A 16,828-nucleotide genomic window follows, 5' to 3' on the forward strand; every position below is an offset into this window, starting at 1 on the left:
GGAAATGGAGCATAAAAGGAAAGAACCATAGGGTCAAAATTATTCTCTGAAAAATCCCTGAAACAGAGACCAGAACAGGCGCTCTCACCCTTGATGGCAGCAAAATATGCTATAATAGAGGCTATGGATAAATATGAAAAAATAGCCCAAAAATTGGGTGTTAGCTTAAAACAAATCGATACCGTATTGAGTCTGACCGCAGAAGGCTCAACTATTCCTTTCATTGCCCGCTATCGAAAAGATATGACGGGAAATTTAGATGAAGTAGCGATCAAGGCCATTATTGACCGGGACAAATCCTTAACGACTCTAGCCGAACGAAAGGAAACTGTCCTTGCTAAGATTGAGGAACAGGGCAAACTGACAGAGGCGCTCAAGCAGGCTATTGAGGCTGCTGAAAAATTAGCGGATGTCGAAGAGCTCTATCTCCCATATAAGGAAAAACGGCGGACCAAGGCGACGATTGCACGAGAAGCAGGACTTTTCCCCTTGGCACGTCTCATTTTGCAAAATAGTCCAGACTTGGAAGCAGAGGCTCGGAAATTTACCTGCGAGGCCTTCCCAACTGAAACCGCAGCATTAGCTGGTGCAGTGGATATTCTGGTAGAGGCTATTTCAGAGGATACCCAATTACGGGCCCTCACCTATCAAGAAATTCATGGGCATTCCCTCATGACGTCAACCTTGAAGGATGAAAGCTTAGATCCTAAGAGAACCTTTGAAATCTATTATGATTTTTCTGAGAAGATCAAGAATATGCAAGGCTACCGGACTCTAGCTCTCAATCGTGGGGAAAAATTGGGCGTTCTCAAAGTCGGATTCGAGCACCAACTGGATCGGATCATTCGTATTTTTGAGGCTCGTTTTAAAACGAAAAATGCCTATGTCGATGAGGTTATTCAACAAGCGGTTAAGAAAAAAATCGTTCCTGCGATTGAACGTCGGATTCGGACAGAGTTAACGGAGGTGGCAGAAGACGGAGCCATTCAATTGTTCTCTGAAAATCTACGGAATCTATTGCTCATTCCTCCATTAAAAGGGCGCGTGGTCCTTGGATTTGACCCAGCCTTTCGGACCGGTGCTAAACTAGCCGTTGTCGATGAGACAGGAAAGATGCTTGCCACCCAGGTCATCTATCCAGTTGCTCCTGCAAAACCAGCTCAGATCGAGCAGGCTAAAAAGGATCTATCCTCCTTGATCAAAGAGTTCGGAATAGAAATTATTGCGATTGGAAATGGAACCGCCAGCCGTGAAAGTGAGGCCTTTGTCGCAGAGGTGCTTCATGACCATCCAGGAGTTCGCTATGTTATTGTCAATGAAAGCGGAGCCTCTGTCTATTCAGCTAGTGAGTTGGCCCGTCATGAGTTCCCAGAGCTAACCGTTGAAAAACGCTCGGCCATCTCCATTGCCCGTCGCTTGCAAGATCCGCTAGCAGAATTGGTGAAAATCGATGCCAAATCCATCGGTGTCGGTCAATACCAACACGATGTCAATCAGAAAAAACTGACAGAAAGCTTGGATTTCGTGGTAGATACTGTCGTCAACCAAGTTGGGGTCAATATCAATACGGCTAGTCCCTCTCTCTTAGCCCATGTAGCAGGACTCAATAAAACCATCTCTGAAAATATTGTGAAATACCGGGAAGAAGAAGGAATGATTCTTTCACGAGCACAGATTAAAAAAGTCCCTCGTCTCGGCGCCAAGGCTTTCGAGCAAGCGGCTGGATTCTTACGCATTCCTGAAAGTAAAAATATCTTGGACAATACCGGCGTTCACCCTGAAAGTTACAAGGAAGTTGAAAAACTTTTTCAACTTCTTGAAATTACCGACCTCGATGCATCCGCTCAGGAAAAATTAAAAGCTGTGAACATAAAGGAGATGTCTACTCAGCTGGATCTGGGACCAGAAACCCTGAAAGATATTATTGCCGATCTCCTAAAACCAGGTCGCGATTTGCGGGATTCCTTTGATGCACCCGTGCTCCGTCAGGATGTCTTGGATATTAAAGACCTCCATATAGGCCAAAAATTAGAAGGGGTTGTGCGCAATGTGGTTGACTTTGGGGCCTTTGTCGATATTGGCATTCACGAAGATGGCTTGATTCATATCTCCCATATGAGCAAGCAGTTTATCAAGCATCCAAGCCAGGTCGTATCAGTAGGTGATTTGGTAACCGTCTGGGTGAAGAAGATTGATGTGGAACGCGAAAAAGTCAATCTCAGTTTGGTAGCTCCGAATGAATCTGACTGAGTATGTACGCCAAGTATCCCTAGAAGATTTTGGGAGAGAATTCCGCCATCAAGCAGAGTGGAATTCACGTCTTCAAACTACTGGGGGTCGTTTCTTTCCCAAAGATCGACACCTTGATTTCAACCCGAAAATATACCAAGCTTTCGGGTTAGAGGTCTTTCGTAAAATCGTCCGTCACGAGCTCTGCCATTACCATCTTTACGATCAAGGAAAAGGCTATCGCCACAAAGATCTAGACTTTAAGCAACTTCTCCAGCAAGTGGACGGTCTTCGTTTCACACCTCCTCTACCAGATAGAACTGGGCGAGTCAAGCGGATCTATCTCTATCAATGTCCCCATTGTGGCCAAGAGTATAGACGAAAGCGAAAAATCGATCTGAAGAAATATGCCTGCGGTCGCTGTCACAGCTGCCTGCAATTTCTTGAAATGAGACAAGTGTAAGAATCAGTCTTTAGGCGGATCTCTTTCCAGTTCGACTCTGCTAAAATAGGTCTAACTAGAAAGAGGAAAATCAAATGACATCATCATTTTACAAATTAAAACGACATCGCCTGGTTTCAGGTGTGCTAGCTGGCTTAGCTGATAAATTTGGTCTTAGTGTAACTCTCCTACGCTTCTTGTTTATTCTTTTTACGGTTTCTCATGCCTTTATCGGTGTGATTATCTATTTACTGTTAGATACGACCTTGCCTTATAAGGACGAGGAGGAGCAGGAAATGTTTGACTATGGCCCTCGACCTCGTCGAAGAAAAGAGGCCGAACCCATCCATGATCAGAATGATAGTCCATTTTTCTAAAAGGAGATTTGAGTGAAGCAGAAGTTCTATTCCCTTGCTTTTATTCTATATCTCTTCTTCAGTTTTATAGGACAGTTTTTCATTTTAAATCGTTTTTTTGGTGAAGGAGTTGGAACAGTTTTGATCGGAATGCTCCTTTTTCCACTGGGCATTTGGAATAGCCTCTTCTACCTCTTGTTTCTGCCAACAGAAATGGCTAGAAAGCCACAAATTTATCGGTTTTCGATTTTATTTCTTCCGATTTTGTATCTGGTTTTGTCCTTGCTGGGGGGAGGACCTACCACCTTTATGCTAGGCTTGATCTCATTTCCTTCAAACGCGGTGGTTTATGCAGTCTCTACCGGAATCAAATCTATGATTAAAGATTTTTTGCAAGGCGAAGACTAGAGCATTCTTCATATGTTCCCATCATTTCCTAGAGGTTGGAGACCTTTGTCTTGGCCTCTTTTTGCTTGCCTTAAAAAGGAGTTGAAAATGGATCTTTCAAATGACACTTCAGTCTCTCGTCTGAAGAGAAAATCTGCTATAATAGAGAGAGAATTTGAAAAGGGAGAATGATATGGCAGTTACTGTTCGCGATCTACAGGAAAAGCTTCGTCTATCGGTTGTTTATGGGGATGATAAACTCTTAAGCAAGGAAATTACGACTGCGGATATTTCACGTCCAGGTCTTGAAATGACGGGCTATTTCGACTATTACACACCTGAGCGGATTCAGCTTGTAGGAATGAAAGAATGGTCCTACCTGGTGAAGATGAGCTCTCACAACCGTCATCAGGTCCTGCGCAAGATGTTCCAGCCAGAGACACCTGTCATCATTGTCGCGCGGAATTTAGAAATTCCAGAAGAAATGTTGCGTGCTGCGGAAGAGAAGCAACTAGCCATTTTAAAGAGCAATGTTGCAACGAGTCGTTTATCTGGAGAGCTTTCTAGCTATTTGGATAGTCGGCTAGCAGAACGTACGAGTGTACACGGTGTCTTGATGGATATTTATGGGATGGGTGTCTTGATTCAAGGAGATAGCGGAATCGGAAAAAGCGAGACAGGTCTGGAACTTGTCAAGCGGGGTCACCGCCTCGTAGCAGATGACCGAGTTGATATCTATGCGAGAGACGAGATGACCCTTTGGGGAGAGCCAGCTGAAATCCTACGCCACTTACTAGAGATCCGTGGTGTCGGGATTATCGATGTCATGAGTCTCTACGGCGCCAGTGCTGTCAAGGATTCTTCACAAGTCCAAATCGCCGTTTACTTGGAAAATTATGCTAAGGATCAAGTTTATGATCGTCTTGGTAATAATGCAGAAGAGTTGGAAATCGGTGGCGTGACCATTCCTCGGATTCGCATCCCTGTGAAGACTGGTCGGAATATTTCGGTCGTGATCGAAGCCGCAGCGATGAATGTTCGGGCCAAAGAAATGGGCTATGATGCTACCAAAACTTTTGAAGAACGTTTGTCCCAGTTGATTAGTCAAAATGAGGTGAAGGAATGAATCCAGTAGCCCTTCAATTAGGTCCGATCAGTATTCGTTGGTACGCGATTTGTATTGTCTCTGGTTTGATTCTAGCTGTTTATCTTTCTATGAAAGAAGCGCTCCGTAAAAAAATTGATCCAGATGCTATCATTGATTTCATTTTGATCGCCTTTCCGCTTGCGATTGTGGGGGCTAGACTCTATTACGTTATTTTCGAATGGGGTTACTATAGCCAGCACCTTGGTGAGATTTTCGCCATCTGGAACGGAGGAATCGCGATTTATGGTGGCCTCTTGACAGGTGCTCTTGTCCTCTATCTATTCTCTCGTAGACGCTTGATTGAGCCAATTGATTTCTTAGATATTGCGGCCCCAAGCGTCATGATTGCACAGAGTATTGGTCGCTGGGGAAACTTCTTTAACCAGGAAGCTTATGGAGCTGCTGTTAAAAGTCTCAACTACCTGCCCTCTTTTATTCGAGATCAAATGTATATAGATGGTAGTTACCGTCAGCCAACGTTCTTATATGAATCCAGTTGGAATCTGTTAGGATTTCTTTTGATCTTGATTCTTCGGAGGAAGCCCCAATTTTTGCGGCAAGGTGAGATCACAGCCTTTTACCTTATCTGGTATGGTTTTGGTCGGATGATCATCGAAGGAATGCGGACTGATAGCTTGATGTTTGCGGGCTTACGTGTTTCCCAGTGGTTGTCGATGATCCTGATTCTGGTTGGACTCGCCATTATCCTTTACCAACGTCGCAAAAAAGCCCCTTATTATGTAGAAACAAAGGAGTAACATATGTTTATTGAAATTGCCTACAGCCTCTTAGGCCTTGCCTTAGTAGCGCTTGTCATTTATATGATTTTTTTCCTCTCAAAGATTGGAAAAGTTGTAGATGAGACGCAAAAAACGATCCAAGTTTTGACATCAGATGTCAATGTTACCTTGCATCAGACCAATGATCTATTGGCAAAAGTCAATGTTTTAACGGATGATTTGAATCAAAAAGTTGCAACGATTGACCCACTCTTTACAGCCGTAGCGGATCTTTCAGAGTCTGTTTCAGATTTGAATGATCAAGCCCGTCAATTAGGTTCCAAAGCTGTATCAGCTGGTGGAAAAACAGTGAATGCCTCTATCGGATTAAAAGCGATTAAGATGGCTTCAAAATTATTTAAATAGAATCGAGGAAGAATATGGGACGTTTATCTAGTTTATTAATTGGTGTGATTTCAGGTGCTTCAGCAGCTTACTATTTATCAACAGAGCAAGGAAAGAAAGTCACTAAAAAGGTGGTGCGCTTCGTAAAAGATTATCAAGAAGATCCTCAAGAAGTACATGAATCGGTGAAACAAACTGCTAAGGATGTTTCAAAACAAGCAGCCGAAGTGATCCAACAAACCAAAGAAAAAGTTGGTTCTGGAGAAATTACGACAGGAACTGTTTTGGAATCTGTCAAAGAAAAGACGCAAGATGTGGTTGAAAAATCTCAAGAAGTCTATCACTCATTTAAGGATAAACTTCAAAAAGAAAATCTAAGTGGCAATGACTTGGTTCAATCCATTCGCAAACAAACAGAATCTGAAGACATCGTGTTAGAGTTGGATGAAAAAGATTCTGAAGAAGCAGCTGAAGAAGAAACAAAAGAAGTATAAAAAATGAGGCTCACTGAGCCTCATTTTTTTTGGAAGGTAAGATGGAAATTGGCAGTTAAGTTTTGTCTTCCAACTGTTATTTCAATTAATAAAATTCGAGTAAATAAAAAAATCAGGCAAACCTGATTTTTATTTTTTTCGTTTATTGTAGTAAATTCGGAACCCTTGAATACTAGCAAAGCTAGAACCAATCGCTAAAGCAAACGCAAAGAAAGTATTCATTTTTGTTGCTAAAAAGACAAAACTAAATACAACCGTCAACACACAGAAAATAGCGATATTTAAAAAATATAGCAATTCACTTAATTGAGGTGCGGGTTCAACTTCAGGAGCATAGTCCTGAATAGGGGTTTCTTGGGTTTGTTTGGTTAATTCGATATAATCGAATTCTTCTTCATAGTGTCTTAAATTTCTTACGGGCATTTTCTCTCTCCTAACAGTACTCTATTATTCTATCATGAATTCAGGTATATAAATGTTACAAAAATGTTACAAATTTTACAAAATGAATAAATTTTTCTAGAATATCGGAATTTTTGTTATAATGGTTCTATGAAAAATATTATTATTACAGCAACAGCAGAGAGTGTTGAGCAAGCGCAAGCCCTGATTGATGCAGGGGTTGACCGAATCTATGTCGGTGAAAAAGACTACGGATTACGATTGCCTCAAACTTTAAGCTATGACGAAATAAATCGAATTGCCCAACTGGTCCATGCTGCTGGCAAAGAATTGACAGTAGCTGTAAATGCACTGATGCACCAATCGATGATGGATTCAATCAAGCCTTTCCTAGATTTTCTAAAGGAAATTCAGGCTGATTATATTACTGTCGGAGATGCGGGCGTTTTTTATGTCTTGAAACGAGATGGCTATCCATTCAAAACCATTTACGATGCCTCAACCATGGTCACTTCTAGTCGCCAGATCAATTTCTGGGGAAAACAAGCAGGTGCTTCTGAGGCTGTTTTGGCTCGTGAGATTCCATCTGCCGAATTATTCGTAATGGCTGAGAATCTTCAGATTCCAGCAGAAGTATTGGTCTATGGCGCTAGCATTATTCACCATTCGAAACGACCTCTTCTTCAGAATTATTACAACTTTATCAAGACAGAAGAATCTGTGACCAAAGATCGGGATCTGTTCTTGGCCGAGCCAGGAGATCCCAATTCTCATTATTCGGTCTACGAAGACAAACATGGAACCCATATCTTCTCAAATAATGACTTGAATATGATGACCAAATTGTCTGAGTTAGTTGAACATGGCTTTGATCATTGGAAACTCGATGGTGTCTACTGTCCGGGTGAAAACTTTGTCAAGATTACAGAGTACTTTGTCAAGGCCCGTGATTTGATTCAAAAAGGAACATTTACACAGGATCAAGCCTATCTGTTTGATGAAGAAATCCGCAAATTGCATCCAGCTAATCGTGGTTTGGATACTGGTTTCTATGATTATGAACCAGATCGTGTAAAATAATAAAAAAACTAGGGCTTCTTCGTTTGTGAGTTTTCCTTTTTCAGGGAACGAAGAGGCTATTCATCATATCGACAATCTTGTAAATTGGAGAAAACATGACAAATACAAAAAAACGTCCAGAGGTTTTGGTACCTGCTGGAACATTAGAAAAATTAAAAGTTGCCGTTAATTATGGGGCAGATGCAGTGTTCGTTGGTGGACAAGCCTATGGGTTGCGTAGCCGTGCCGGAAACTTCACCATGGATGAGCTTCGTGAAGGTATTGAGTATGCTCATGCCCGTGGAGTGGATGTGCACGTTGCTTCAAACATGGTAACCCATGAGGGAAATGAACAAGGGGCTGGCGAGTGGTTCCGTGAATTACGAGATATGGGACTTGACGCCGTGATCGTCTCAGACCCAGCCTTGATTGAAATCTGTGCAACCTATGCACCTGGCCTCAATATTCACTTGTCTACGCAAGCTTCTGCAACCAATGTGGAGACCTTTCATTTCTGGAAAGAATATGGCTTGACCCGTGTTGTCTTGGCCCGTGAAGTATCCATGGAAGAGTTGGCAGAGATCCGTAAGCGTACCGATCTTGAGATCGAAGCCTTCGTTCATGGAGCCATGTGTATTTCTTATTCCGGACGTTGTACCCTTTCTAACCACATGTCTGACCGAGATGCCAACCGTGGTGGTTGTTCTCAATCTTGTCGTTGGAAATATGACCTCTACGACATGCCATTTGGCCAAGAACGCAAGAGTATCAAAGGACAAGTCCCAGAAGAATACTCTATGTCAGCCGTGGACATGTGTATGATCGAAAATATTCCAGATATGATTGATAATGGGGTTGATAGTTTGAAGATTGAAGGCCGGATGAAATCTGTCCATTACGTATCAACTGTTGCCAACTGTTACAAGGCAGCTTGTGATGCCTATATGGAAAGTCCAGAAGCCTTTTATGCTATCAAGGATGATTTGATCAATGAATTGTGGAAGGTTGCTCAACGTGAATTAGCAACTGGATTCTACTACCAAACACCGACTGAAAATGAACAATTGTTTGGGGCACGTCGTAAGATTCCTCAATACAAATTTGTAGGAGAAGTCGTGGACTTTGATCCATCTACCATGACTGCGACGATTCGCCAACGGAATGTCATCAATGAAGGCGACCAAGTGGAATTCTATGGACCAGGCTTCCGTCATTTTGAATGCCAGATCCAAGACTTGCATGATAAGGATGGAGTGAAGATTGATCGCGCACCAAATCCGATGGAACTTCTCACGATCACGGTCCCTCAAGAAGTCAAGCCAGGAGATATGATTCGTTCTTGCCAGGAAGGCTTAATCAATCTCTACTCAAAAGATGGGGCAAGTAAAACTGTTCGAGTATAACAAAAAAAGAGAGGGTTAAACCTCTCCTTTTTGTTGGGCGATGCGAATATTATTGGGGACCAAACTGATTTTCTGGATCTCAGAAATCCGAATAATCGTGGACATACTCTTCTTGAAATTTTTCACGATCAGTTGTCGGCGTTCTTGGTCATACTTGACAATATCGCCTGTAAAACTCTTGTTTGAAAAAATAACATGTACCCCTTGTTTTTTTCGCAATGCTTGTTGAATGATTTCAATAATTCTCTCATCTTCTAATGGGGCAGGGGTACTGACTTTTCCATTGAAAAATTCATTTGCTCGGTCTTTAACGATCTCGAGAAATTTTTTCATAGCTAAATTCTCCATAACTTGATACAATATATTATAGATAATTTCAACGATTTTGTAAATGATTTACGAATAATAGAGATGAGAAGGCAAGAAAGGAGTCGTGAAATGGCAGAATTTTCATTCCAAATCGAAGAACATTTGCTAGTCTTGTCAGAAAATGACAAGGGTTGGACCAAAGAATTGAACCGTGTGAGTTTTAATGGTGCTCCTGCTAAGTATGATATCCGGACCTGGAGTCCCGACCATACAAAGATGGGAAAAGGCATTACACTCACAAACGAAGAGTTCCAAGTCATGCTCGATGCATTTAAAAATTAAGAAAAGGGGTCCTTCAAGGACTTCTTTTTTGTTATAGCCTAAGGCTATATAGATGTCAAAGATATTAGATTATCCCAAACCCTTGTTTATCAAGTGTTGGACTGCTATAATGGTTGCATTAATGAATTAATGTAAAACTTATAGGAAAGAGGGAATCATATTGACACATACACATGCACCTTATCGCGTAGACCATGTTGGTTCATTTCTTCGTCCAGCAGCTTTGGTTCAAGCTCGTGAAGATTTCGCAGCTGGAAAAATCAGTCAGTCTGACTTAACAAAAGTAGAAGATCAGGCGATTCGTGACCTCGTTGAAAAAGAAATTGTTGCTGGTCTAAAGTCAGTAACAGATGGAGAATTCCGCCGAGCTTATTGGCATTTGGATTTCTTCTGGGGCTTTGGTGGCATTGATCACGTCCAAGCTGCTCAAGGCTATCAATTCCATGATGAAACAACCAAGGCGGACTCAGCACTTGTCGTTGGAAAAATCACAGGAGCCAATCATCCATTTGTAGAGCATTACAAGTTCTTGCGGGATCTTGTAGCAGATGTAGATGGTGTAGAGGCTAAATATACCATTCCAGCACCTGCGCAATTCTATTTTGAATTGATCCGAGATGCAGAACATGTAGAACAATTGAATAAAATCTATCCTGATTTTGCGGCTGTTCGTGAAGATATCAAGCAAGCCTATCTTCAAGTGATTCAAGATTTGTATGATGCAGGACTTCGGACCCTTCAAGTAGATGACTGTACGTGGGGTGTCTTGGTAGACGATAATTTCTTGACAGCTTGGGGAGCAGCTCAAGGCAAGTCAAAAGATGAGGTTCGTCGAGAACTCGCTGATCTCTTCTTGACCTTTAACAACGATGTCTACCAACATGTTCCAGCTGGTTTGACCGTCAATACGCATGTTTGTCGTGGGAACTTCCATTCTACTTGGGCTTCATCAGGTGGCTATGCGCCGATTGCCAAAGAACTCCTTGGAGAAGAAGCCGTCAATGCTTACTTCCTAGAGTTTGATACTGATCGAGCTGGTGGTTTTGAACCACTTGCAGAAGTAACCCCTGGTAAAGGAGTGGTGTTAGGCCTCTTGACATCTAAGAGTGGTCAATTGGAGAACAAGGACGAAGTGATTGCTCGTATTAAAGAAGCAAGTCAGTATGTACCGTTGGAAAATCTTTACCTGTCTACTCAGTGTGGCTTTGCTTCGACAGAAGAAGGAAACATTTTGACAGAAGAAGACCAATGGAAAAAAATAGGTTTGATTAAGGAAATTGTCGCTGAAGTTTGGGGCGAATAAGGAGGAAGAAACATGTCAGATTTACTAAGTATTTATAAAGAATTGCAAGCTAAAAAATGGGTGGACTTGAGTCACCAAATCAATGCGGAAAGTCCACACTTCCCAGCCCTTCCTGCTTTGCAACAAGAAGATCTTTTCACATTAAAAGATGGTTTCCATGTTCAAAAATTTACAGTGGTTGGTCAATACGGAACGCATATTGATGCACCGATTCACTTTGTAGAAGGGGGTCGTTGGTTGGATGAGATTGACCTCAAAGATCTCCTCTTGCCACTTTATGTTATCGACAAGTCTAAAGAAGTTGCTGCCAATCCAAACTTTATCTTGAGCAAACAAGATATCTTAGACTTTGAGGCAGAGCATGGACAAATTGCTGAGGGTGCTTTTGTTGCCTTCCGCAGTGATTGGTCAAAACGTTGGCCAGATCAAGATGCTATGCGTAACCTAGATGAAAATGGTGTTCAACAAAGTCCAGGATGGAGCCGTGAAGCCTTGGAATTCTTGATTCATGAACGCCATGTCAAGGCTGTGGGTCATGAAACCTTTGATACCGATGCAGGTATTCCAGCAGCAGAGCATGGCTTGGTCAATGAATACTACCTCTTGGAACAAAATATCTACCAAGTTGAAGTCTTGAACCAATTGGACCAAGTTCCAGCTGTAGGTGCCTTGATTTCGATTGCTTTCCCTCACTGGGACAAGGCAACTGGTTCACCTGTCCGTGCCATTGCCATCTTACCATAAACAAAGAAAAAGAGAGTGGGACAGAAATCGGTAATTTGATAGAATTCGATTTCGTCGTACCACCTCCGCACAGTTGAGTAGGGCTGTAAAAGCTGATGAAATCAGCGTATTAGAGCCCACTCAACCACTGCGTCTTGCTCGACAATCCAAAAACAATTGAGAGGCTAGGACTTTTGTCCCAGCCTCTTATTTTTTATCTCATTGTCACAAATTCTTCGGATCCGGTTGGGTGAATGGCGACAGTTGCATCGAAATCGGCTTTTGTCGCTCCCATCTTGATAGCAACTGCAAATCCTTGGATCATTTCATCGACTCCGTAGCCAAGACCATGAAGGCCAACGACCCTTTCTTCGGGACCAGCAGTGATGAGTTTGAATTTTGCTTGCTGGCGGTGTTGGGTAACAGCGGTGTACATGGAAGCAAATTGAGAAGTATAGACTTTGATATTCTCTTTACCATAAGTTTGCTGGGCTTCTTCCTCCGTTAGGCCAACGGTTCCAATAGCAGGGTGAGAAAAGACAACGGTTGGGATGTTTGTATAATCCATTTTGGCATTGACTTTTCCATTGAATAGTCGTTCAGAAAGAGTGCGTCCAGCTTTAATAGCGACAGGGGTTAATTCTTTTTCTCCTGTAACATCCCCAAGAGCATAGATTCCTGGAATAACTGTATTCTGGTATTCATCTACTTCAATGAATCCCTTTTCATTTAAGGTGACGCCTGCAGCTTCTAGATTGAGATCCTGGACGTTTGGTTTTCGTCCTGTTGCCCAGATAACATGATCTGCCACGTGGCTGGTCATATCCTCAAAATAAATCTTCACACGACCGTCTTCTAATTTTTCAAGCTTCATGGGAACCTTATGTTTGTGAAGCGGAAGGTTTTGTTTTTCCATTTCTTCCATTAAGCCATCGACAATGTAGGAATCAAACTTTCTTAAGGGACGATCACCGCGAACGAAGAGATCGGTCTGAACACCAAGGGCATGGAGCACACCGGCTAGCTCCACTGCGATGTAGCCAGCTCCAATAATGGCAACAGATGTAGGAAGTTCTTCCCAAGCAAAGACATCATCAGAAGTTTCGCCAAATTCAGCTCCAGGAACAGAAGGAATAAAGGGATGGGCACCGGTCGCAATTACGATATGCTTGGCCTTAATGGTTTCTCCATTTACCTCAACCGTATGAGCATCCACAAAACGGGCACGTCCTTCAATTCGTTCAACCCCATTGCGTTTGAAACTGCCATCATAGGAATTACGGGAACGGTCAATATAGGCTTCGCGATTTTTTCTTAAGGTTGCAAAATCAAATTTTGTCTGTTCAGAAGTAAATCCATAGTCTGGTCCATAATCGCGAATTGCTTCTGCAATTTGTGCACCATACCACATAATCTTTTTAGGCACACATCCTCTGTTGACACAGGTGCCACCCAATTGTTTTTCTTCAATGACAGCAGCGCGCGCTCCGTACTCTCCAGCCCGGTTCATCGTAGCAATTCCTCCACTACCTCCACCGATTGAAATAATATCAAATTCTTTCATGTTTTCCTCCTAAATGGGACTTCAGTTTGATTGTAATATCAACTGTTACAAAAGTCAAGGGTTTAGCATGTTACCAAGCATTTAAATTTCATGTTGCCGTGTCAATTTTAGATAGAAAAGTAAGGAAATATGGTATACTATGGTATAGAATAAAACGCTTTCTTTGATGGAGAAAAACGATGAAGAAATTGAAAAAATGGCAACTATTTGCAGCTGCAGGTGCAGCTATTGCGGTGATTGGAACAGGAAGTGTGATGGTGTTTTCGCACCCAAGTACTCCTGATCAAGCAATCACGAAAGAAACTCCAATGGTGCAAACGGTCAAGGATGGATCGATCGCTTCTTCAGTCTTGTTAACTGGGAAAGTCACTGCCAACCAGGAGCAGTATGTCTATTTTGATGGAACCAAAGGGGATTTGCAGTCGATTTTGGTCAATGTAGGAGATCAAGTAACAGCCGGTCAGCCGATTGTTCAGTATAGCAGTACAGAGGCCCAAACCGCTTATGATGCAGCCGTTCGTGCTGTCAATAAGGCAGATCGTCAGTTAAATGATTTACTGACAAATGGTGTGACCATTGATACGACAGGAGATGAAGAAGCAGATGCCAAATTGGCTTCGCAGACCCAACGAACAGTCGATTCTCAAGCTAGCGATTTACGAGATGCTAAGTCAGATGCGGTCGATAATATGAACAAGGCTAAGGCTCTTCTGGATGCGACAACAGTCAGGAGTAATACAGATGGTACCGTGGTCGAAGTCAATAAAGATGTTTCAAAATCGACTACAGGGACCAACCAAACTCTGGTTCACATTGTGAGCAACGGGAATTTACAAGTTAAAGGGGAATTATCTGAATACAATTTGGCCAATATCTCTGAGGGTCAGGAAGTGGTCCTCACTTCCAAGGTTTATCCGGATAAAACCTGGACAGGAAAGATTTCTTATGTAGCGAACTATCCGACTGACGCGGGTCAAGCAGGTGCCAATGCAGCAGGTGGAACACAAGGAAGCGGTGGAGCCAAGTACCCATTTACAGTGGATATTACCAGTGAGATTGGAGAACTCAAACAAGGCTTTTCTGTCAATATTGAAGTCAAAAGTTCTACTCAACATCCCCTTGTTCCCGTGACAAGTGTCATGGCTGATGGGGATACGAGTTATGTATGGACGGTCGAAAATGGCAAGGCTAAGAAAGTAAAAGTAACTCTTGGTAACGCCGATGCTGAAAACCAGGAAATCTTGTCAGGCTTGAAGAAAGATGCTCAAGTTATTGTGAATCCTAATGAGAAACTGGAAGATGGAAAAGAGATCGGAAAATATGACAAAATTGATTGAGCTAAAAGGAATCAATAAAACCTATAAAAATGGGGATCAGGAACTTCGTGTCTTAAAAGACATCGATTTAGAAGTCGAAGAGGGAGAATTTGTGGCCATTATGGGTCCATCTGGCTCAGGGAAATCGACCTTGATGAACGTCATTGGCTTGTTGGACCGCCCGACCAGTGGAGAGTATTTCCTAGAAGGTCAGGAGGTTGGAAATCTCAGTGAGAAAAAATTAGCACGTGTTCGAAATGAACAGATCGGTTTTGTCTTTCAACAATTCTTTCTTCTCTCTAAGCTCAATGCCTTTCAAAATGTAGAACTGCCTCTCATTTATGCAGGGGTTCATCCTGCTAAACGGAAGGAATTAGCTGAGCAGTACCTTGAAAAGGTGGAGCTCCATTCTCGCATGCACCATTTGCCGTCGGAACTCTCAGGGGGTCAAAAACAGCGGGTTGCGATTGCTCGAGCCCTTGTCAATCAGCCAGCCATCGTCTTAGCAGATGAGCCGACTGGAGCCCTAGATACCAAGACGGGGGAGCAAATAATGGACTTGTTAACCAAGCTAAACCAAGAAGGAAAAACCATTATCATGGTTACACACGAGCCAGAAATTGCAGCCTTTGCGCATCGCCGCATCGTCATTCGTGATGGAGTGATCTCCTCAGATAGCAAGCTGGAAAGGGGGACCTAATGCAAAATTGGAAATTTGCGATCAGCTCGATTATGAGCCATAAATTACGGTCTTTCTTGACCATGGTAGGGATCATTATTGGGGTTGCTTCTGTCGTTGTCATCATGGCTCTTGGAGATGGAATGAAAGCTGGTGTCACCAAGACCTTCACCAAGGACCAAGAGTATGTACAAATCTCTTATTCTCCCAACAAGAGTGGCTATGTGACTGGGATCAATATTGGCCCTTCTGATGATACTGGAGAAGGAGAAGGCGGAGGCGAAAGTGGCTCTGCAGCTGAAGACCGAGGGATGGCTGCTCCATCGGATATCGATGGGGAAAACGCTGAAGATGTTGATGGTCAAGTTCAAGAAGCACCGCCAGTTGTGCAAGAATCTTGGGTTAAGGAATTAACCAAGATTCAAGGCATCGATGGTTACTATGTTGGCAATACCTCCAATGCAACCATTGCTTTTCAAAAGAAAAAAGCAGAAGGGGTAAACATCCAAGGGGTAAATGAAACCTATTTTTCTGTCAAAAAGGTTGAGCTCTTATCTGGACGAAAATTAACCCCTTCAGACTATAGTAATTTCTCCCGGGTGGTGCTCCTTGATGAAGGATTGGCCCAACAATTATTTGGAACGGAGAATCCACTGAATCAGGTGGTCTCTGTTGGGGACAACAATTATCGCGTCGTTGGTATTTTCAAGGATCCAAATGCCGGGACAGCCCTCTATGGAGCTTCTTCAGGTGGAAGTGCCTTGATGGCCAATACCCAGCTGGCTTCTGAATTTGGAACAGACGAGATTCAGAACATTGTCGTCCATGTGCCGGATGTGAAGCAGATCAAAACCGTCGGGATCGAAGCTGCTCAAAAGTTAACAGAACTTTCAGGTGTTCGCCAGGGAGAATTTCAAATCTTTAATTTGGATAGCATCCTAGAGGAAACCAACAAAGTAGTAGGAATTATGACATCAGTAATCGGAGCTATTGCTGGGATTTCTCTCTTAGTTGGTGGGATCGGAGTCATGAATATCATGTTGGTTTCTGTCACTGAGCGGACGAGAGAAATTGGCCTTCGCAAAGCATTGGGAGCAACCCGAGGTAAGATTCTGGTTCAATTTTTGATTGAGTCGATGGTCTTGACCATCATTGGTGGGCTGATTGGACTTGGCCTTGCTTATGGTGTGAATAGCTTGATTACTACACTCGCAGCAGCCTCCCTAGAAGGACCACCGATTATTTCCTTAAATGTCGCCATCGGCAGTATTATTTTCTCTGCTTTTGTAGGCATCATCTTTGGAATTTTACCAGCGAATAAGGCTTCTAAGTTAAATCCGATCGAAGCACTGCGTTATGAATAAAAAATAGGAGCGGGTCAGGATGAATGGTTCAGGATTCACCACGCTCCTTTTTTGTACTTTTGTCGAACCCTTTTCAATCATATTGTCTTATACAGGTCAAGCTATTTAGGTAGTCAACGACGGTCTTCAGATGTTTTAGAGTATTCATTCAAGAAGCTGCATTTTTTCTTCCTTCTTATTTTTGT

At 42.6% G+C, this 16,828-nt stretch carries 18 protein-coding genes; 15 read left to right on the top strand and 3 right to left on the bottom strand.

The genetic code is table 11. The features are described 5' to 3' along the window. Positions 1 to 93 precede the first annotated feature (93 nt). The 7 genes from M1G14_RS07320 to M1G14_RS07350 all read left to right on the top strand — a co-directional run bounded on the left by M1G14_RS07320 (position 94) and on the right by M1G14_RS07350 (position 6,179). Entirely contained in the window at positions 94 to 2,250 is a 2,157-nt protein-coding gene (locus M1G14_RS07320; protein WP_414716623.1) for a Tex family protein, read from the top strand. Further along, positions 2,237 to 2,692 carry a SprT family protein gene (locus M1G14_RS07325; protein ID WP_049523222.1) on the top strand — a complete coding sequence of 152 codons (456 nt, stop codon included), beginning with the start codon at positions 2,237 to 2,239 and terminating at the stop codon, positions 2,690 to 2,692. The genes M1G14_RS07320 and M1G14_RS07325 overlap by 14 nt, the downstream gene beginning before the upstream one ends. A gap of 74 nt (positions 2,693 to 2,766) precedes the next feature. Beyond that, positions 2,767 to 3,048, top strand: coding sequence for a PspC domain-containing protein (locus M1G14_RS07330; RefSeq protein ID WP_003005023.1), 282 nt, complete (start codon positions 2,767 to 2,769; stop codon positions 3,046 to 3,048). Between the two features lie 559 nt (positions 3,049 to 3,607). Then, a complete protein-coding gene (gene hprK, locus M1G14_RS07335) occupies positions 3,608 to 4,540 on the top strand; it encodes an HPr(Ser) kinase/phosphatase (protein ID WP_021153591.1) in 933 nt (310 codons plus the stop codon). Beyond that, complete coding sequence (lgt, locus tag M1G14_RS07340; protein ID WP_049523224.1) at positions 4,537 to 5,319, top strand: prolipoprotein diacylglyceryl transferase; 783 nt, start codon at positions 4,537 to 4,539, stop codon at positions 5,317 to 5,319. Before hprK ends, lgt begins: the two co-directional genes overlap by 4 nt. Before the next feature lie 3 nt (positions 5,320 to 5,322). After that, entirely contained in the window at positions 5,323 to 5,706 is a 384-nt protein-coding gene (locus M1G14_RS07345) for a DUF948 domain-containing protein (RefSeq protein ID WP_049523225.1), read from the top strand. A gap of 14 nt (positions 5,707 to 5,720) precedes the next feature. Beyond that, positions 5,721 to 6,179, top strand: a complete 459-nt coding sequence (locus M1G14_RS07350; RefSeq protein ID WP_023918695.1) for a YtxH domain-containing protein — start codon at positions 5,721 to 5,723, stop codon at positions 6,177 to 6,179. A gap of 129 nt (positions 6,180 to 6,308) precedes the next feature. Here M1G14_RS07350 and M1G14_RS07355 read toward each other — a convergent pair whose 3' ends face one another. Then, a complete protein-coding gene (locus tag M1G14_RS07355) occupies positions 6,309 to 6,602 on the bottom strand; it encodes a DUF3270 family protein (protein ID WP_003002735.1) in 294 nt (97 codons plus the stop codon). Positions 6,603 to 6,731: 129 nt separating this feature from the next. Between M1G14_RS07355 and M1G14_RS07360 the strand changes: the two genes are divergently transcribed. Next, positions 6,732 to 7,661 (top strand): peptidase U32 family protein, encoded by a 930-nt coding sequence (locus M1G14_RS07360; protein WP_045759685.1) that lies wholly within the window; start codon positions 6,732 to 6,734, stop codon positions 7,659 to 7,661. Between the two features lie 95 nt (positions 7,662 to 7,756). Then, positions 7,757 to 9,043, top strand: coding sequence for a peptidase U32 family protein (locus M1G14_RS07365; protein ID WP_003002878.1), 1,287 nt, complete (start codon positions 7,757 to 7,759; stop codon positions 9,041 to 9,043). Between the two features lie 15 nt (positions 9,044 to 9,058). On the opposite strand, the gene M1G14_RS07370 is transcribed toward M1G14_RS07365, so the two are convergent. Further along, a complete protein-coding gene (locus M1G14_RS07370) occupies positions 9,059 to 9,391 on the bottom strand; it encodes a hypothetical protein (RefSeq protein ID WP_013903885.1) in 333 nt (110 codons plus the stop codon). Between the two features lie 90 nt (positions 9,392 to 9,481). Between M1G14_RS07370 and M1G14_RS07375 the strand changes: the two genes are divergently transcribed. The 3 genes from M1G14_RS07375 (at position 9,482) to M1G14_RS07385 (ending at position 11,741) form a co-directional block, all read left to right on the top strand. Continuing rightward, a complete protein-coding gene (locus tag M1G14_RS07375; RefSeq protein WP_003002541.1) occupies positions 9,482 to 9,694 on the top strand; it encodes a YdbC family protein in 213 nt (70 codons plus the stop codon). Between the two features lie 160 nt (positions 9,695 to 9,854). Then, a complete protein-coding gene (locus M1G14_RS07380) occupies positions 9,855 to 10,997 on the top strand; it encodes a 5-methyltetrahydropteroyltriglutamate--homocysteine S-methyltransferase (RefSeq protein ID WP_247926466.1) in 1,143 nt (380 codons plus the stop codon). Between the two features lie 12 nt (positions 10,998 to 11,009). After that, positions 11,010 to 11,741, top strand: a complete 732-nt coding sequence (locus M1G14_RS07385; RefSeq protein WP_003015569.1) for a cyclase family protein — start codon at positions 11,010 to 11,012, stop codon at positions 11,739 to 11,741. Between the two features lie 193 nt (positions 11,742 to 11,934). Here M1G14_RS07385 and gorA read toward each other — a convergent pair whose 3' ends face one another. After that, positions 11,935 to 13,284, bottom strand: coding sequence for a glutathione-disulfide reductase (gorA, locus tag M1G14_RS07390; RefSeq protein WP_049485722.1), 1,350 nt, complete (start codon positions 13,282 to 13,284; stop codon positions 11,935 to 11,937). A 179-nt stretch (positions 13,285 to 13,463) separates the two neighbouring features. Here gorA and M1G14_RS07395 point away from each other — a divergent pair, with 179 nt between their 5' ends. Genes M1G14_RS07395 through M1G14_RS07405 form a run of 3 tightly spaced genes read left to right on the top strand, consistent with a single transcriptional unit; the run spans position 13,464 to position 16,643 of the window. After that, positions 13,464 to 14,621, top strand: coding sequence for an efflux RND transporter periplasmic adaptor subunit (locus M1G14_RS07395; protein WP_247926467.1), 1,158 nt, complete (start codon positions 13,464 to 13,466; stop codon positions 14,619 to 14,621). Further along, positions 14,605 to 15,300, top strand: a complete 696-nt coding sequence (locus M1G14_RS07400; protein ID WP_003002759.1) for an ABC transporter ATP-binding protein — start codon at positions 14,605 to 14,607, stop codon at positions 15,298 to 15,300. Before M1G14_RS07395 ends, M1G14_RS07400 begins: the two co-directional genes overlap by 17 nt. Then, positions 15,300 to 16,643 carry an ABC transporter permease gene (locus M1G14_RS07405; protein ID WP_247926468.1) on the top strand — a complete coding sequence of 448 codons (1,344 nt, stop codon included), beginning with the start codon at positions 15,300 to 15,302 and terminating at the stop codon, positions 16,641 to 16,643. Before M1G14_RS07400 ends, M1G14_RS07405 begins: the two co-directional genes overlap by 1 nt. The last annotated feature ends 185 nt before the right edge of the window (positions 16,644 to 16,828 follow it).

This window comes from Streptococcus parasanguinis, from assembly GCF_023109675.1.
In the GTDB taxonomy this organism is placed as follows: domain Bacteria; phylum Bacillota; class Bacilli; order Lactobacillales; family Streptococcaceae; genus Streptococcus; species Streptococcus parasanguinis_I.

Excerpts from the sequence above, each read along its gene's own strand:
- M1G14_RS07320 (WP_414716623.1), top strand. The coding sequence starts at position 94 with ATGGCAGCAAAATATGCTATAATAGAGGCTATGGATAAATATGAAAAA.
- M1G14_RS07325 (WP_049523222.1), top strand. The coding sequence starts at position 2,237 with ATGAATCTGACTGAGTATGTACGCCAAGTATCCCTAGAAGATTTTGGG.
- M1G14_RS07330 (WP_003005023.1), top strand. The coding sequence starts at position 2,767 with ATGACATCATCATTTTACAAATTAAAACGACATCGCCTGGTTTCAGGT.
- hprK (WP_021153591.1), top strand. The coding sequence starts at position 3,608 with ATGGCAGTTACTGTTCGCGATCTACAGGAAAAGCTTCGTCTATCGGTT.
- lgt (WP_049523224.1), top strand. The coding sequence starts at position 4,537 with ATGAATCCAGTAGCCCTTCAATTAGGTCCGATCAGTATTCGTTGGTAC.
- M1G14_RS07345 (WP_049523225.1), top strand. The coding sequence starts at position 5,323 with ATGTTTATTGAAATTGCCTACAGCCTCTTAGGCCTTGCCTTAGTAGCG.
- M1G14_RS07350 (WP_023918695.1), top strand. The coding sequence starts at position 5,721 with ATGGGACGTTTATCTAGTTTATTAATTGGTGTGATTTCAGGTGCTTCA.
- M1G14_RS07355 (WP_003002735.1), bottom strand. The coding sequence starts at position 6,602 with ATGCCCGTAAGAAATTTAAGACACTATGAAGAAGAATTCGATTATATC.
- M1G14_RS07360 (WP_045759685.1), top strand. The coding sequence starts at position 6,732 with ATGAAAAATATTATTATTACAGCAACAGCAGAGAGTGTTGAGCAAGCG.
- M1G14_RS07365 (WP_003002878.1), top strand. The coding sequence starts at position 7,757 with ATGACAAATACAAAAAAACGTCCAGAGGTTTTGGTACCTGCTGGAACA.
- M1G14_RS07370 (WP_013903885.1), bottom strand. The coding sequence starts at position 9,391 with ATGGAGAATTTAGCTATGAAAAAATTTCTCGAGATCGTTAAAGACCGA.
- M1G14_RS07375 (WP_003002541.1), top strand. The coding sequence starts at position 9,482 with ATGGCAGAATTTTCATTCCAAATCGAAGAACATTTGCTAGTCTTGTCA.
- M1G14_RS07385 (WP_003015569.1), top strand. The coding sequence starts at position 11,010 with ATGTCAGATTTACTAAGTATTTATAAAGAATTGCAAGCTAAAAAATGG.
- gorA (WP_049485722.1), bottom strand. The coding sequence starts at position 13,284 with ATGAAAGAATTTGATATTATTTCAATCGGTGGAGGTAGTGGAGGAATT.
- M1G14_RS07395 (WP_247926467.1), top strand. The coding sequence starts at position 13,464 with ATGAAGAAATTGAAAAAATGGCAACTATTTGCAGCTGCAGGTGCAGCT.
- M1G14_RS07400 (WP_003002759.1), top strand. The coding sequence starts at position 14,605 with ATGACAAAATTGATTGAGCTAAAAGGAATCAATAAAACCTATAAAAAT.
- M1G14_RS07405 (WP_247926468.1), top strand. The coding sequence starts at position 15,300 with ATGCAAAATTGGAAATTTGCGATCAGCTCGATTATGAGCCATAAATTA.